This is a genomic window from Rhodoglobus vestalii, assembly GCF_006788895.1.
In the GTDB taxonomy this organism is placed as follows: domain Bacteria; phylum Actinomycetota; class Actinomycetes; order Actinomycetales; family Microbacteriaceae; genus Rhodoglobus; species Rhodoglobus vestalii.
The window spans coordinates 2,478,550-2,494,137 of the sequence record NZ_VFRA01000001.1 but is presented as its reverse complement, the minus strand read 5'-3'; the positions used below and the strand labels follow the sequence as shown (position 1 = coordinate 2,494,137).

The 15,588-nt window shown below is 61.7% G+C and carries 13 protein-coding genes; 5 read left to right on the top strand and 8 right to left on the bottom strand.

The window, feature by feature from the left end:
* Both FB472_RS12270 and FB472_RS12265 read left to right on the top strand, forming a co-directional pair.
* On the top strand, positions 1-1,152 hold the full coding sequence (locus FB472_RS12270; protein ID WP_141991127.1) for an ABC transporter ATP-binding protein: 1,152 nt from the start codon (positions 1-3) through the stop codon (positions 1,150-1,152).
* Entirely contained in the window at positions 1,149-1,715 is a 567-nt protein-coding gene (locus FB472_RS12265) for a histidine phosphatase family protein (RefSeq protein WP_141991126.1), read from the top strand. Before FB472_RS12270 ends, FB472_RS12265 begins: the two co-directional genes overlap by 4 nt.
* A gap of 34 nt (positions 1,716-1,749) precedes the next feature.
* Here FB472_RS12265 and smc read toward each other — a convergent pair whose 3' ends face one another.
* From smc to FB472_RS12240, 5 genes are all read right to left on the bottom strand, one after another.
* Positions 1,750-5,328, bottom strand: coding sequence for a chromosome segregation protein SMC (gene smc, locus FB472_RS12260; protein ID WP_141991125.1), 3,579 nt, complete (start codon positions 5,326-5,328; stop codon positions 1,750-1,752).
* Between the two features lie 137 nt (positions 5,329-5,465).
* A complete protein-coding gene (gene mutM / locus FB472_RS12255; protein ID WP_141991124.1) occupies positions 5,466-6,413 on the bottom strand; it encodes a bifunctional DNA-formamidopyrimidine glycosylase/DNA-(apurinic or apyrimidinic site) lyase in 948 nt (315 codons plus the stop codon).
* Positions 6,414-6,418: 5 nt separating this feature from the next.
* The gene (rnc, locus tag FB472_RS12250) at positions 6,419-7,120 is read right to left on the bottom strand and encodes a ribonuclease III (protein ID WP_141991123.1); all 702 of its coding nucleotides are present in this window, start codon (positions 7,118-7,120) and stop codon (positions 6,419-6,421) included.
* A 25-nt stretch (positions 7,121-7,145) separates the two neighbouring features.
* On the bottom strand, positions 7,146-7,349 hold the full coding sequence (gene rpmF, locus FB472_RS12245) for a 50S ribosomal protein L32 (RefSeq protein WP_021808779.1): 204 nt from the start codon (positions 7,347-7,349) through the stop codon (positions 7,146-7,148).
* Positions 7,350-7,351: 2 nt separating this feature from the next.
* Positions 7,352-7,924 (bottom strand): YceD family protein, encoded by a 573-nt coding sequence (locus tag FB472_RS12240; protein ID WP_342775560.1) that lies wholly within the window; start codon positions 7,922-7,924, stop codon positions 7,352-7,354.
* 243 nt (positions 7,925-8,167) lie between these two features.
* On the opposite strand from FB472_RS12240, the gene FB472_RS12235 reads away from it, so the two are divergent.
* From FB472_RS12235 to FB472_RS12225, 3 genes are read left to right on the top strand one after another with little or no spacing between them, the layout of a single operon-like run.
* Positions 8,168-9,142 carry a putative F420-0 ABC transporter substrate-binding protein gene (locus tag FB472_RS12235; RefSeq protein WP_246078209.1) on the top strand — a complete coding sequence of 325 codons (975 nt, stop codon included), beginning with the start codon at positions 8,168-8,170 and terminating at the stop codon, positions 9,140-9,142.
* Positions 9,135-10,145 (top strand): putative F420-0 ABC transporter permease subunit, encoded by a 1,011-nt coding sequence (locus FB472_RS12230; protein ID WP_141991122.1) that lies wholly within the window; start codon positions 9,135-9,137, stop codon positions 10,143-10,145. Before FB472_RS12235 ends, FB472_RS12230 begins: the two co-directional genes overlap by 8 nt.
* Positions 10,142-10,933, top strand: coding sequence for an ABC transporter ATP-binding protein (locus tag FB472_RS12225; protein ID WP_141991121.1), 792 nt, complete (start codon positions 10,142-10,144; stop codon positions 10,931-10,933). Before FB472_RS12230 ends, FB472_RS12225 begins: the two co-directional genes overlap by 4 nt.
* 23 nt (positions 10,934-10,956) lie before the next feature.
* On the opposite strand, the gene FB472_RS12220 is transcribed toward FB472_RS12225, so the two are convergent.
* The 3 genes from FB472_RS12220 to FB472_RS12210 are packed head-to-tail and all read right to left on the bottom strand — an operon-like array spanning position 10,957 to position 15,575.
* Positions 10,957-13,212 carry a transglutaminase TgpA family protein gene (locus tag FB472_RS12220; protein ID WP_141991120.1) on the bottom strand — a complete coding sequence of 752 codons (2,256 nt, stop codon included), beginning with the start codon at positions 13,210-13,212 and terminating at the stop codon, positions 10,957-10,959.
* Positions 13,199-14,569 carry a DUF58 domain-containing protein gene (locus FB472_RS12215; protein ID WP_141991119.1) on the bottom strand — a complete coding sequence of 457 codons (1,371 nt, stop codon included), beginning with the start codon at positions 14,567-14,569 and terminating at the stop codon, positions 13,199-13,201. The genes FB472_RS12220 and FB472_RS12215 overlap by 14 nt, the downstream gene beginning before the upstream one ends.
* A 10-nt stretch (positions 14,570-14,579) precedes the next feature.
* Positions 14,580-15,575 (bottom strand): AAA family ATPase, encoded by a 996-nt coding sequence (locus tag FB472_RS12210; RefSeq protein ID WP_425467223.1) that lies wholly within the window; start codon positions 15,573-15,575, stop codon positions 14,580-14,582.
* Between the last annotated feature and the right edge of the window lie 13 nt (positions 15,576-15,588).

Below are 15,588 nucleotides of genomic sequence, written 5' to 3'. Positions count from 1 at the left end.
ATGTCATCAATAGCCCTCGATAGTGTCGGTTTGCGTTTTGCCGACGGCACACGTGGCCTCGACAACATCGATCTCACAATCGCCGACGGAGAGTTCGTTGCCCTCGTCGGCCCCAGCGGCTCAGGCAAGACAACCCTGCTTCGGACGATCGCTGGGTTCATTGCCCCGACCAACGGCGGCATACGAATCGGCGGTGAATTGGTTGCCGGCGACAAGACCTTCGTGCAGCCCGAACACCGCAGGCTCGGCATGGTCTTCCAACAGCACGCCATTTGGCCGCACTGGGATGTCGCCGGTAACGTCGGATACTCCCTCAAGCTTGCGAAACAACCACGCGCGGCACGTGCCGCGCGGGTCGCGGAAGTGCTGGAACTCGTCGGCCTCGCCGGAATGGAGAAACGCAATCCCGCGACCCTCTCCGGCGGGCAGCGTCAGCGCGTCGCGCTCGCTCGAGCCCTCGCCACCGCACCACGGGCGTTGCTGCTCGACGAAGCACTCTCCGCGCTCGACGAACCGCTGCGCGCTCGCCTACGCCTCGAACTGCGCACCCTCACCCGGGCGATGGGGCTCACCGTGGTGCATGTGACGCACGACCGCGACGAGGCACTCGCGCTGGCAGATCGCGTCGTGGTGCTCGATCATGGCCGCATCCAGCAGGCCGGCACACCCGAGCAACTCGTCACCGAGCCCAGCCAACCGTTCGTCGCCAGATTTCTTAGCGACGCCACAGTGATCCCTGGCAAAATCGTCGATCAATGCTTCACCGCAGCAGCCCACGTACTTCGCCTTTCGAGCGACGAGATCGACGGCAACCACGTCAACGGATGCGGGTCCATCGCCATACTTCCCGGCGACATCAGACTGCATCCAGCGGCAGGCGCAGGCCCCCATGGCATCGTCGTCTCCTCGCTGTTCGGACGGGAAGGAAGCGACGTTGTAGTCTGTTGGGACGGTATCGACTTTCGCTGCCTCGTACCTGGGCGGCGTCCCGCCGTTGGCGAGAAATTCAGTATCGAGATCGCCCACGCACTCTATTACCCCGATGACACCACGAGGTCGTCGGAACGGCCGTCAGCTGAGCTTTCCGTGAGCCCGCGAGCCGAAGAATCTGAAACAATGGCCAAAGAACCGATGCAGAAAAGAGCCCGATGACCGTCTCCCTCATTCGTCACGGCCAAACCGACTGGAACGCTGCCGGACGCATGCAAGGCTCCAGCGATATTCCGCTCAACGATGTCGGGCGCCAGCAAGCGCGGGATGCTGTCGAACTGCTCCGCGGAAGCGAATGGGACGTCATTGTCAGTTCCCCCCTGCAGCGCGCCCGCGAAACAGCGCAGATTATCGCCGATGGGCGCGGGCTCGAACTGGGTCGCAGCTATGACCTACTCATCGAGCGGAATTACGGCGAAGGTGAAGGCCTCACCAAGGCTGAAATCGACCAGCGCTGGCCCGATGTGCGCGGCTACCCCGGCCTTGAAACTCTCGACTCGGTTGTCAAACGCGGCATCGAAGCTCTCGATCAGGTTTCAGCCGATTACGCGGACAAGAAAGTGATCGTTGTCTGTCATGGAACGATCATCCGCTACACACTCTCCGAACTTGCCGGCCGAGACTTCGATCACATTGTGAATGGCTCGATTTCCACCATCGAACGACTCACTAGCGGCTGGGCTGTGCGCACCGTCAACGGCGAACCGCTGTCTGGGGTCGACTAGCTCGCCGAGGTTACGCCAGCGTGCTGCGGTTTCGTTAGCCTGTTTGGCGTGACGCAGTCTCTGTGGCCACGCGCTGGCCCACAACCGCGCTGATGCCATCGGAGCGCATACTCACGCCATAAAGGGAATCTGCGATCTCCATGGTGCGCTTCTGGTGGGTAATGATGATGAGCTGGCTGGTGCGGCGCAAGTCTTCGAAGATGGAGAGCAGTCGGCCGAGGTTGGCATCGTCAAGTGCCGCTTCGACCTCATCCATAATGTAGAACGGGCTGGGGCGGGCCTTAAAGATTGCGATCAGCAGGGCCACTGCAGCCAGCGATCGTTCCCCACCGCTCAACAGCGACAGGCGCTCAATCTTCTTGCCGGCGGGCTTCACCGCGACCTCAATGCCGGTGGTGAGCACGTCGTCGGGGTTGGTGAGGAAAATACTGCCTGTGCCACCCGGGAACAGCACCGGAAAGACATCGTTGAACGCGTTCTTCGTGTCTTCGAAAGCGCTGGAGAAGATCGCCTGCATCTTTTCGTCGAGTTCATCAATGATCGTGAGCAGATCTTTGCGCGTGTTCGACAGGTCGGTGAGTTGTTCCGTCAGAAACTTGTGGCGCTGCTCGAGAGCCTCGAACTCTTCGAGAGCGAGCGGGTTGACTCGACCCAGGCGCGCGAGTTTTCGCTCCGCTTTCTGCAGTCGCGCCTCTTGTTCGGCCCGCACAAATGGACGACCGGATGCCGCGGGCTCGGCATCTTCATCGCCGCCAGAATCTGCTTCCTCGTTCGGGCTCTCATCGGCAACGACATCATCGGGAACTGCAACCTCGGGGCCATATTCTGCAACGAGTACATCTTCGACAAGACCGAGCTCTTCACCCGAGCGCTCGAGGAGGCTGGAGAGGTGCAACTTCTTTTCGTAGATTTGCATCTCGAGACCGTGCACGCTTTCACTGACCACGGAGAGACGTTCACGCAGCGCTGACTCTTCACGGCGCAACCCCGAGAGTTCCTGGTTGTGGGCGGAGCGTTCTGCTTCTTTCGCCGCGAGAACCACGCGAGCCTCAGACAGCGAACGGTCCACCGAGTCGAGCACCGCAGGCAGCATCTCCACAACACGAGTCGCGGATGCGATCTGCCGTTGACGAATAACCGCCAGTCGGGCTTGTTCTGCGGCCGCTTCACGCTCCCGAATGAGCTGGACGGCAAGTTGCTCGGCCCTGGCGCGCTCGGCGCGCACCCGCTCGCGGATGGTCTCAAGCAGGATTCGTTGGTCAACTTCGCTTGCCCTCGCCGCCTCCACCTCGGCCAGCATCGGGTCACGTTCCGACACGTCGAGCATTGGGCGCGGGGCGGACTGATACTCGTCGGCTGCGGTCTGTGCGCGACCGACTTCGGCTGTGGCGTCCGCTACCGCTGCTGCCGCAACATCAACGGCACGCGAAAGGCGGTCACATTCGGCGTGCGCGGCATCCGCTTGGATTCGGTGTCGACCAAGAAGCTCTGACTGCGCGGCGAGCTGAGCGTCGTATTCGCGAAGGGTGACGAGTGCTGCTTCGGCATCCGTCTTCGCCGACGCCAGTTCGCGGCGCTTCTCTTCCAGCTCGAAACTAGTGGCCTCGATGCGAGTTGTGACGACACCCAACTTTTCGGCCGCGGCATCACGTTCGGCCACGAGTTCAAGGCGAGAGCGCTTGGCTCCAGACCCACCGCGCAACACAAACTGGGTAAGAACGTCTCCCTGGCGGGTGACGAAGGTCACGTCGGCGGAATTGGCGAGCGATTTGTGGGCCGCACGAGCTGCGTCGAGGTCGTCGGCGATCAACACGTGGGTCAGGAGTCCATGCACGCCAGCCGGTGCCGTGACAACGTCGGTGGCGGGTACCGTTGACCCAGCGGAGCCGAGCGGGGCTGCCGAGCTGTGCGCATCCGCGACAACGACTTCTACCCGCCCAAAGTCACGACTGGCTGACTCGGTCAGCGCGTTGATCGCCGCATCCCGAGTTTCTGCCAGCACCGCATCGGCAAGGGTGCCGAGCGCAGCAGCGATTGCCGCTTCGAAACCGGGCGTGACCTTCACATGCTCAGCAACGAGCCCCCGGATGCCGGGAAGGCGGGCTGCGACGAGCGCGCTTGAGCCATCTTTCTGATCGACCGCGAGCGATAATGCAGAATTTCGTGCGGCAAGACCATCACGTTCACGTTCCCCGGCGTGCAGCGCATCACGCAGCGACTCAATCTCAACCAGGATGCTTTCCACCTGTGCCTCTGCGGCTTCATAGGCGGTCTCCACTGAGCCGTCTGACTCGGTGAGCGAGTTCGTGGCCTCTCCCTTGAGTGCCTCAAAGTCTGCCTGAGCCGCCTCGCGACGGGCCTGCGCTTCGGCGAGCGCCTGCTGCTGACGCACGAACTCACCCTGTGCCGCGGTGAGGGTCGAGCTGGCGACCTCTACGCGTGCGCTAAGCCCGGCACTCTCCAGCTCGTGACGCGAGACGAGCGCGCTCTGCTCAGCGATTTCTTCGTCGAGCGAGTCGAGCGCCGCCTTCGCTGTCGCGGTGGATGCGGCAGCAGCACCGACAGCCTTTTCGGCGTCTTCAACGCCGGCGGCAAGAGTGTCGGCTCCGGCGGTGACCTCGTCGACCAGTGTCTGGCTGACGGTCGTGCCGGAGGTCGGCGAGTCACTCTGTTGTCCCAGCAGCGAGAGCCGCTGGTTGGCAAGAGTGTAAAGACTGCGGAGGCGTTCTTGCGCCGATTCAAGACCAAAGGACACACGCCGAGCCTCGTCGACTTCGCCGCCCACCTGGGCCTGCTCGAGACGGGCTTCGCGCAGCTTGTTTTGGTCGAGTTGCTCTTGGAGCACAATGCGCTGAGTTTTGCGTTCGCTTTCACTTCGGCTGAAATGGTTAATGCTTGAGCGCAGTTCGACAACCTCATCGGCGAGGAGTCGTGCGCGGGCATCCCGAACAATGGCGGCGATCGAGGCGGCCTCTTTGGCGATCTCCGCCTGCTGGCCGAGTGGTTTAAGTTGGCGACGGATCTCCCCGGCTAGGTCAGAGAGCCGCGTGAGGTTCGCCTGCATCGCGTCAAGCTTGCGAATAGTTTTCTCTTTACGACGACGGTGCTTGAGAATTCCGGCCGCTTCTTCAATGAAACCGCGCCGATCTTCGGGGCTGGCGTGCAACACCGCATCCAACTGGCCCTGGCCGACAATGACGTGCATCTCGCGGCCAAGACCCGAGTCGCTCAGCAGTTCTTGAACATCGAGCAGTCGGCACTGGGTGCCATTGATCGCATACTCACTGCCGCCATTGCGGAACAGCGTGCGACTGATGGTGACTTCGCTGTACTCAATGGGCAGGGCACCATCAGCGTTGTCGATGGTGAGCACCACTTCGGCGCGGCCGAGCGGGCCCTTGGTGGCGGTTCCGGCAAAGATGACATCTTCCATCTTGCCGCCGCGCAAAGTTTTGGCACCCTGCTCGCCCATGACCCAGGCCAGAGCATCCACCACATTGGACTTGCCCGAACCGTTGGGGCCAACCACGCACGTCACGCCCTGTTCGAAAGCAAAAGTGGTCGGCTGAGCGAATGACTTAAACCCCTTGAGGGTCAAACTCTTGAGGTACACGTCACCGCCTTTTCTTCACTGGCCACATTGCTGGTCACCATGCTGGTCACCATGCTGGTCGGAACCTTGGTATACGGTACCGGATGCGCGGGGTTCCGCCGCTCTGCCGCGCAGAAACAGCGTGCCCGCCCAGAGCGCTATCCCGCGCGCAACGCTGAGCGCGAGATAGCGCTCTGGCGCACACGCTGGCAGAAGCGACACAAGTGCGAGCCGCGATTCATGAACTGTTCGCGTACCACCAGCCGTCCGCAGCGAGGACACTCAGTGCCCTGCTGCCCATACACGTTCAGCGAGTGCGAAAAATAGCCGGACTCGCCATTCACGTTGAGGTACTGGCTGTCGAAGCTCGTGCCACCCTCCGCCAGCGCCTTGACGAAAACCGCACGCACTTCTGCGAGCAACAGGATCGCCTTAGCGCGGCTCAGCGACTCCGTGGGCTGGTTGTAGTGAACGCGTGCCGCCCAGAGTGCCTCATCCGCATAGATATTGCCGATACCGCTAATCAGCGTCTGGTCGAGGAGCGCTCGCTTCACCGTGGTGCGCTTCGCCTTCAGCGCCCGCAAAAATTTGGCGTCATCAAAGAACGGGTCGAGGGGATCACGAGCAATGTGAGCAACCTGGCTCGGTACCGTACGGTGACGCTGATCGACGGTGGGCAGCATGCTGTCGATCGACATTGAGCCGAAAATACGTTGGTCAACAAAGTTGAGGCGCAGGGCACCGTGATCAGGATGGTCAAGTTCGATTCGGATGCGCGTGAGCCGGTCATCCGTGTGGCGATCACGCAGCAGCACCTGCCCGCTCATACCCAAGTGCGCCACGAGTGCTTCACCATTGCTAGCGTTGGGGGCGCCAGTATCGCGTGCGTCGGGGTGCCCGCTATCAAGTGGAATCCACAGAAATTTGCCGCGTCGCTCAGGCGCACGGAATACCCGGCCGGTGAGCCGGTCGACAAAGTCTTCACTCGGGCCATCGTGGCGGCGCAAAGAACGCTCATCGAAGACGGTGACGGATGCCGCGGTCGCGCCGGTGATCGCCGGTTGTAGGCCGGCGCGCACAACCTCGACCTCGGGAAGTTCGGGCACAAGAGCTACTTAGCCGCAGCTTGAAGGATCGTCCACGCTTCGAGCGCCGCCGCCATTTCGGCGTGCTTCTTGCTTGACCCAGTTCCGGAGGAAATGATCTCCTCAGACAGAACAACGCTTGCGTGAAAACGTTTGGAGTGATCGGGGCCGCTATCGTTGATGCGATACTCCGGTGCCCCGAGACCGAGTCGCGCTGCCAGCTCTTGAAGGCTGGTCTTCGGGTCCATCGCGGCCCCAAAACGTGCCGGATCAGCCAGCAGTGGCACGACTAAACGTAAGACGAGAGCGGTCGCTTCATCCTCACCACGATCCAGATAGGCGGCACCAATAATTGCTTCGACCGTGTCAGCCAGAATGGATGGCTTTTCGCGGCCACCAGTCTGCTCTTCACCTTTACCCAGTCGAATGTAGGCGCCGAGGCCAATCATGCGCGCGATTTCTGCCAGCGCAACAGACGAAACAAGGCTAGCCCGACGCTTGGCAAGGTCTCCCTCGTCAAGATCTGGGTTGTCGCGATACAGCTTCACCGTCACTGCCTGGCCAAGAATTGAGTCGCCAAGAAATTCGAGCCGCTCGTTGGTGGCGATTCCACCGTTTTCGTAAGCGAAAGAGCGGTGCGTCAGCGCAAGCGTCAACAATTCAGGGTCAATAGTGACCCCGAGCACAGCGGAGAGCTCAGCCGGTGCGCTAGAGCCCGTGACCGCCATGATTTCGACCGAGAAGGGAAACTAGTTAAACGTCAGCTACCTTGCGACCCTTGTACTCCATGTACAGGGGGGTGCCAGCAGAGTCTTCAACAACCTTGGCGCGGTGCGGCAGGCTATAGACGGTCTTGCCGTTTTCGATGGTCTTGACGAGAGTGGGAGGCGTGGCCTTCCACTGGGCGCGGCGCATGCGGGTGCTGGCCCGCGACATCTTGCGCTTAGGTACTGCCATGGCTAACTCTTTTCTTCTTGGGTCTCAGGTGAATCGTTCGCGTCGTGCGAGTCTTGCGTGAAATCTTGAAGTCCGGCCAGTGCTGCCCACCGAGCATCGATGGGAGCTTCATGTTCATGTCCGGGATTATCTAACAACCGCACCCCACACTCAGGGCACAGGCCGAGACAATCTTTCTGACAGACCGGCTGGAACGGTAGCGACAACACCACCGCATCCCTGACTACCGGTTCCAGGTCGATGTGTTCATCGGTAACCGTGTAGTCAAAAGCTTCGTCCTCAGAATACGCGAAAAGTTCGTGAAACTCGACCTCGACCGGCATGGTGATGTCGATGAGGCAGCGCACACACTCTGCTTTCGCCTTGCCCGAGACCTCCGCAGCAACTAAAACGCCGTCGTGCAGTGACTCGAAACGTGTATCTATTTTCAGGTGTGAGCCCGCGGCAACCGCAATAACTGCGTTGCCAAATGACTCCGGCACGACAACATCGAGTTCGTGCTCTCTCATCTCACCTGCGCGATGAATGAGATCGCGCACCAACACGGCATACGGGTTCTCGTTGATTCTAGACACGGTCGTCGATTCTACCCCCGTAGCCTCCTCCCTGTCGCCCCCGATCAGCGATCGCACAGTCGCCAGCCGAATGCGCGCCGAATAGCCGCAGCACGCAAGCCCCAATAGACTGGTTCCCACAGACTCGTGCGCTCGGTATGGCGTGGTTGGTTTGCCCATGATGGGGCTGCCGGTCTTCTCGAAAAACTTTTCACCCACTTTGGCGTGCTCGGCGCCGAAATTCTCGGTTTATCGGAGGCCCACTTGTCTATTCTCACTCGCGCCGCGCTGCTCGCTGGCGCATCACTTCTTGCTCTCAGCGGATGCACGGCGACCGCATCACCACCGTCGACTCCGACCCCCGATGCCGCGGCGGAGACCGTGGAGCTGAGTAACTGCGGCTTCGGCGTGAGCTTCGAGACCGCCCCCAAACGTGTGATTACGATCAAGTCGTCTACCACCGAGCTGCTGCTGGCACTGGGGCTCGGCGATCGCATCATTGGAACCGCGTTTCAGGACGGCCCGGTGCCGGCCGAGTGGGAATCCGAAGCTTCGGGCCTCACCTCAATTGCCGAGCGTGTGCCCAGCGAAGAAGCTGTGCTCGATTTAGAACCCGATCTCGTGTTTGCCGGTTGGGAATCCACGTTCAGCGCCGACGGTGCCGGCGACCGCGCCGACCTAGGCTCGCTCGGCATCAACACTTTTGTGTCACCCTCGGCGTGCCAGAGCGCCGAGCAGCCCACACCGCTGACCTTCGACAACGTGTTTAGCGACATCGAAACGGTTGCCTCGATCTTCCGGGTTGATGCCAGCGAGCTCGTGGCCGATCAGCGTGACCGCCTTGCCGCCATCGACCCCACCGGCGACTCCCGCACCGCACTCTGGTTCTCCTCTGGGTCAGACACCCCATTCGTCGGCGCTGGTATCGGCGCACCGCAACTGCTGCTCGACACCGTGGGTCTCACCAATATTGCTGCCGACGTGGATGCCACCTGGGCCCCCTACAACTGGGAGGCGGTAATCGACGCTGACCCCGATTTCATTGTGCTCGTGGATGCCGACTGGAACAGTGCAGAAAAAAAGATCGCCGTACTTGAGGCGAACCCGGCAACCGCGAACCTCAGTGCTGTGAAAGCTGGCCGGTACCTCGTGGTTCCCTTCGCGGCAAGTGAAGCCGGCGTGCGTAGTGTTGAGGCTGCCGAAAGCCTGTCCGCTCAAGTTGCGGAGCTTGATGGCTAAGGTTTCTCCGCTCATCTTCGGCCTCGGGCTGGCGGTGGCACTGCTGCTGTCAATCACCGTGGCGGTGACGATCGGGCCCGCCGAGATCCGGTTTGACGAGGTGTGGCGGTCGATTGGCAGTCATATGGGGGTCGGTGTGAGCCCACTGACGGAACTGCGTGATGGCATTGTGTGGCAGCTGCGGCTGCCGCGCGTGCTAACCGCTGCTGCGGTGGGCGCGGGGCTTGCTTTGAGCGGCGCGGTGATGCAGGCCATCACCCGCAATCCCCTTGCCGACCCGTACCTGTTGGGGCTCTCGTCGGGCGCTGCTCTCGGCGCGGTATCGGTGCTTCTGCTCGGGGCCGCAGTACTGCTGCCCATTGCCGCCTTTGTTGGCGCACTGGTTGCACTCACGCTGACACTGCTACTGGCCGGATCTCTGGGAGCGATCACTCCCTCTCGCACCGTACTTGCCGGCATCGCCGTTTCTGCGCTCGCCTCGGCCATCACCAGTTTTGTGATCTTCTGGAGCGTGACCGGCGACTCGTACCGTGAAGTGCTCTCGTGGTTGCTCGGCTCCCTCAGCGGAGCACGGTGGCCGGCGGTCGCCATCACGCTGACGGCAATTATTGTGATCGGCGTGCCCGTAATGTTGACCGGCCGCCTCCTCGACTCCTTTGCCTTCGGCGACATGCAGGCAGCATCATTGGGTGTGAACGTCAGCGCTACGCGCTGGGGGCTGCTGGCGGCATCCGCACTGGTCACCGGCGCCATGGTCTCGGTGAGCGGCTCAATCGGATTCGTTGGGCTCATCTTGCCACACGCGGTGCGACTGCTCGTCGGACCCGGGCACCGCGCCCTGTTGCCGCTCAGCGCGCTGCTGGGCGCCGTGTTTCTCGTGTGGGCAGATACTCTCGCCCGCACACTCTTTGATCCGCGAGAGATCCCCGTCGGAATCGTGACCGCCATGATCGGCGCCCCCATTTTCGCCCTCCTCCTCACCCGCCGAAAGAGTTCAACATGAGTGAACAGAACTCCTCCGGGCTGGTGGGGGAACGCATCAGCATTACCGCCGAGGGCACCCTCCTCATCGACAACATCGACTGCACCGTTGCTCGTGGTTCACTGAGCGCGCTCGTCGGGCCCAACGGTGCCGGAAAGTCGACCCTGCTGCGTGCGCTCACCGCTGTGCAGGCTCCGGCATCCGGCACCGTTCGTTTCGACGGCGACGACCTTGTCGGGATGCCACGAAGACAACGCGCGCGCCTTGCGGCGTTTGTCGAACAGGATGCCACTACCGACTCAGCCCTCACCGTCGACATGGTTGTGCGTTTGGGCCGGCTCCCCCACCAGTCGCTGTGGGAAGCAGATTCTGCGGAGTCAGCAGCAGTGGTCGACGAAAGCCTCGCCACCGTGGAAATGACCACCTTTCGCGGGCGCGAGTTTCAGAGCCTCTCCGGTGGAGAAAAACAGCGAGTGATGCTCGCGCGGGCTCTCGCCCAACAGCCGCAACTGCTCGCGCTCGATGAGCCAACCAACCACCTCGACATCGCGGCCCAACTCTCTGTGCTTGAGCTCCTGCAACACCTCCGCACCACCGGGGTCACCGTGCTGGCAGCGCTGCACGATCTCTCGCTCGCCGCCAGCTACTGCGACCACATCATTGTGCTCTCCCACGGCCGTGTTGTTGCGGCGGGTGCGACCGGAACTGTGCTCACGGAAGCGCTAATCGCTGAGGTTTATGGGGTGCGCGCATCCATTCTGCAAAACCCGGTGACCGGCAAACCCCTCATCGGCTTCAGCCCGGCGTAGGGCTGTTATTCTGCGGACTCAGGCTAGGCCTTTCGCTTCGCAGACCAACGCCAGACAGTTCGATCCACTGGCCCGAAGGCGGTGCGTGGCGCCCAGCACGCACGCAGTCGTGCTCGCCAACTCGACGACGCTCGCAACGACGCTAGAGCGGCTGTTACGGCCCAGGCGCCCAGGCGCGTATTGCGCGGGCTGAACGCGGCGATCTCGACGCTCGCAAGCATGGCCGCGAGTGCCGTCGAGCCCGAAACGGCTCCCTGCTCGACCAAGTGTTCATACTGCTGTCGTGGAGTTGCAGAATCGCTGAGGTCGAAGCCCAAATCTGTTGCCGTATCACGCACTTCCCGCCAGCCCGGAGCCACCGCACCGCGTGACACCGCCGAGAGGCGCAGTCCACGCCGAGCTAGCCTCACCAGCGCCGGTATCAGCACGAGAATTGGTAGGGCCAGCAGCATCCACCAGAGCGGGGATGTGGCGAGAGGACTCGTCGTGGGAGCGGTCGGTTGCTCGTTGAGCGGAAGGTCAGGTCGGGCAGCCGAAGTTGTCGTCGGGGCAGGTGTGGGGGTGGCTACCGGCTCCGGCTTCGACTCGTCAACGTCGGGCGTACTGGGATCGTCTTCGGTACTCTGTGCGAACCGGGGCTCCGTGCCGACCGAAACTGTCGGCTCGAAACGGATCCACCCGATGGTCGGAAAGTACAGTTCGGGCCACGCGTGCAGATTGTCTGTGGTGACCACGAAAGTGGCCTCGTCGGTCTCCTCATCCACATTCCTTTGCCCGGGGGTAAAGCCGACCACAACACGGGCCGGAATGTCGAGGGTGCGCGCCATAGCGGCCATGGCGGATGCGAAGTGCACACAGTAGCCACTCTGGGCAGTCAAAAACTCGGCCAACACTTGCGCGCCGGAGCCGTCATAATCATCGGCCAACGGAGCATCTTCTGAATACTCGAAGTCGCCATCCTTGAAAAAGGATTGGAGAGCGAGTGCTTGATCAAAGCGGGTGAGCTCGCTACCAGCAACTTCTTGCGCCGTTTCAGCAACAACGGCGGGCAGGGTCGCCGGCAGGGCAAGGTAGTTCTCGTAGCCCTCGGGAAGGGTGGTCGGGGCCGCCTCGAGTTGCTCAATCGACGGCGTCGGTGTGATGTACGACACGTCATATTGTTGATCTCGCGAATTTGACGTCTCCGTCGACACAGTGAGACCCTCCGCCTCCCAAGCCCAACTCCCCTCAAGCCCGGAGATACCGGTGGCGGCGTAGGGCACGGGCAAATATTCGCCCCGGATGCGCTCGATCTCGACCTGCATTGCGTTTTCGGTGCGCGGCACATCGGCGGTGAGCCCCACTGGCTTGGCAAAAGCTTGGATTTCGTCGCTGCTGAGATCGTTGCGCTCCGTCGGTCGCCACGTATCATCGCCAAACTCATCGAGCACCGCGACCCTGAGGTACTCGCCGGTGTCCTCGGAGGTATAGCGCAAGGCGAGCAATGGTGCGCCCCGGCGAAGGTCACTACTCAAGTTGATGATGGGATTCACCCCGGTCGAGATCAGCCCCGGACGATTGCCACCCTCCGAGACCGCCTCCACACTCGGCAGCAGCACGGGAACAATGAGTGACACCACCAGTGCCACAGACACCAATGGCCAGGCCGTGCGGGCGCTCACGTTCTCCGACGCAACCAACAGGATCACGACATAGGTCAGTGCGGTAGCAGCAAAAACGAACGCATTGTGCAGTTCGCTGCTGACAAAGCTGGGCACGAGCAGCAAGATCAGCAGCGGAATACCGGCGAGCGCAGGTTTGCGAACCACGAACGCGGCCACATCCATGGCGAGCGTTACGGCCAGAGCACCCAGGCAAACGATAAACACGATGCCGGTATCGGCATTCGCCGGAAGACGCTGGGTGACAATCGACTCATCGCCGTCGCGCACGAGCTCAGCAAAGCGGGCGAAGGTGGCCCCGGTTGGCACGATACCCGCGATTGCTGTGTCGGCGGCAAACGTGAGAACCAAGAGTGCTCCCGCCGTGACGGCGGCCACCGCCGTTCCCCAGGCGGCACGGGCATTGACGTTTCGAAACGCTGTTGCCGATGCCAACGCCACCACAACGACAGCCATCAACGGGAACCACCAGGAACCCTCGGTCAACACCTCGCCGAGGCTTGATGCCGCAACACCGATCGCCAACGCCAGGGCGCCGGCCAAAGACCACAGGCGCACCCTGCGATCATGGCGCTCGATACTCGCGACCCGCTCCCGATCCCGCTCAGCTACCGTCACTGGCCACCCTCGATTGCGCAACAAAAAGGTTCCAAGCCTCAGCGACATCGTCAAATGACTTGACCGAAATAACCTTCCACCCGGCAGTGCGCAGTTCATCTGCCAGAGGCGGACGCTTCGCCGAACCGAAGCGTTCACGATCGCCGAAGCCAGACGTGGGCTCGACGACAAACGCCACCGCAAGAACATTATTCGTCGACTGGCGCACCAAAAAATCGACCGTCACCGGTTCAGGGTTTGCCATCAGCGCAATCACCGGGCCGCGAGTGGATGAACGGGTGGACGGTTCTCCCTCCCACGCGGCACTGCTCTCAATCGGGGCGAATGAGGCCAGTCGGGTCAAAAGTTCCTGCTCCGCAGATGACCTGCGGTGCACGGTAGCCGCATCCGTCAACTGCGACTGCGCTGTCTCAATGATGTGGATCAAGAATCCCTCACGGCGCAGTTGCACCACTGCCGATGCCAGCATCGTGACGACCCACTCGAAGCGTGCGCTCTGCGAGCGGGATGCACCGACGGCACTCATCGCCGGCGTAACCGATGCTCGGCTCGCGTCAGGGTAGCCCTCTAGACGCGTATCAACGATAATTCGGGCCTCGGGATAACTGTGCTGCTCTTCTTGACGAACCATGAGGCTGCCATGTCTGGCCGAAGCCTTCCAATGAACCCGACGCATGGCATCGCCCCGGCGGTATTCACGGGTCATTGAGTCGTCGTCGTCGCCCGCCGATCTGCGCTGAACCACCCGCGCTTCGCCATCACCAGATTGCGCCACGAGCGCGGATGTCGCGAGCTGCACAACTCGAGGCGTCACCACGAGCGGCGTCACAGAGCCAACGTTCCACGCTCCCCACGCCAGATCGAAAGGATCAGTCGCCTCAACCACGAGCGGGCCGACCTCGAACACCCCTCGCTCAGTGGGGGTGAGCGAGTACGAGAGTTGCGCCGCACTTCGATCGCTCGTCAACCCCGTCTTCACAGACAAGCGCGGAAGCCAACCGCTGTCGGTGACCCACGGACGCCACGGCAGTGAATCACGCCAGCGAACCGGCGAGGTCACTCTCCGTGCAGCATTATCAACCCGGAGAGTCACGGCCGTTGTGCTGCCCGCCTCGACAACCGCAAACGAAAAACGGCGCGTGACGCTCATCGTTGATTCCCTCGTGCGCACAAAAGTGAAGGCAACAACGGGAAGCGCGAGAACGAAGCATCCGACATATAACAGGATCGGCATACCGGTCGTGAACCCCGCCAGAATCCCCACCGAACCGAGCACCAGAAAGGCTAGCCCCCGCCGGGTGGGACGCGCACCGCCCAGCACAACACGGATCGCTCGTCGAAAATCTAAGCGGGGCATGAGGCAAGCCCTAAGAAGCTGCAGCGACTACCGGGACCGGTGTCTCCGCCACAATGCGTTCGATCACATCAGCAATCGAATGGCCCGACAACACCGCAGCGGTATCGCCTGTGCGGCGGGCCGGAATCATTCGGTGAGCCAGCACCGTAACCGCCAAAGCGTCGATGTCATCGGGAAGCACGAAATCGCGGCCATCAATAGCCGCGCGTGCCTTCGCCGCCCGCACCAAGTGAAGTGTGGCTCGCGGACTCGCGCCAACCCGCACCTCACGGTCGCGACGAGTGGCCTGGGCAATGGCGACCGCATACTCCTCGACCGCCGTGCTCACAAAGACCCGACGCACGGCAGCGATCAACTCACGCAGTTGCTCGACGGTCACTACCGGGGTCAGCGAATCAAGCGGGCTCGACAACTCGCGGGAACGAAGCATCGCCAACTCAGCGTCAGCATCCGGATACCCCATAGAGATTCGTGCCATAAAGCGATCCCGTTGAGCCTCCGGCAGCGGATAGGTTCCCTCCATCTCGATGGGATTTTGAGTCGCAACGACAATGAACGGACTCGTGAGTGTGTAGGTATCACCATCAACCGTCACACTCGACTCCGCCATACATTCCAACAGAGCAGACTGCGTTTTGGGGCTCGCACGGTTGATCTCATCACCGATGACAATATTGGCGAACACGGGGCCCTTTTTGAACTCAAAATCTCGCGTGTTCTGGTTATAAACCGAAACACCGGTGATGTCGGCGGGAAGCAAATCGGGGGTGAACTGAATGCGCGAAACCGAGCAATCGACAGAGCGCGCCAGCGCTCGCGCCAGCATCGTTTTACCCACCCCCGGCACATCTTCAATGAGAAGGTGACCCTCCGCCAACAGCACAGTCAGCGCCAGCCGAACGGCATCCGCCTTACCGTCAATCACAGTGGAGACGCTCCGCACAATGGCAGCACAGTGATCATCGAACACGTCATCGGGCATCGGTGTGGAACTCACATCATCCATTCGTCGAGTTTGT

Bases quoted from the DNA above. Each gene is read 5' to 3' on its own strand.
- FB472_RS12270 (WP_141991127.1), top strand. From the start codon at position 1: ATGTCATCAATAGCCCTCGATAGTGTCGGTTTGCGTTTTGCCGACGGC.
- FB472_RS12265 (WP_141991126.1), top strand. From the start codon at position 1,149: ATGACCGTCTCCCTCATTCGTCACGGCCAAACCGACTGGAACGCTGCC.
- rnc (WP_141991123.1), bottom strand. From the start codon at position 7,120: ATGGCGGTCACGGGCTCTAGCGCACCGGCTGAGCTCTCCGCTGTGCTC.
- rpmF (WP_021808779.1), bottom strand. From the start codon at position 7,349: ATGGCAGTACCTAAGCGCAAGATGTCGCGGGCCAGCACCCGCATGCGC.
- FB472_RS12230 (WP_141991122.1), top strand. From the start codon at position 9,135: ATGGCTAAGGTTTCTCCGCTCATCTTCGGCCTCGGGCTGGCGGTGGCA.
- FB472_RS12225 (WP_141991121.1), top strand. From the start codon at position 10,142: ATGAGTGAACAGAACTCCTCCGGGCTGGTGGGGGAACGCATCAGCATT.
- FB472_RS12215 (WP_141991119.1), bottom strand. From the start codon at position 14,569: ATGCCCCGCTTAGATTTTCGACGAGCGATCCGTGTTGTGCTGGGCGGT.
- FB472_RS12210 (WP_425467223.1), bottom strand. From the start codon at position 15,575: ATGGATGATGTGAGTTCCACACCGATGCCCGATGACGTGTTCGATGAT.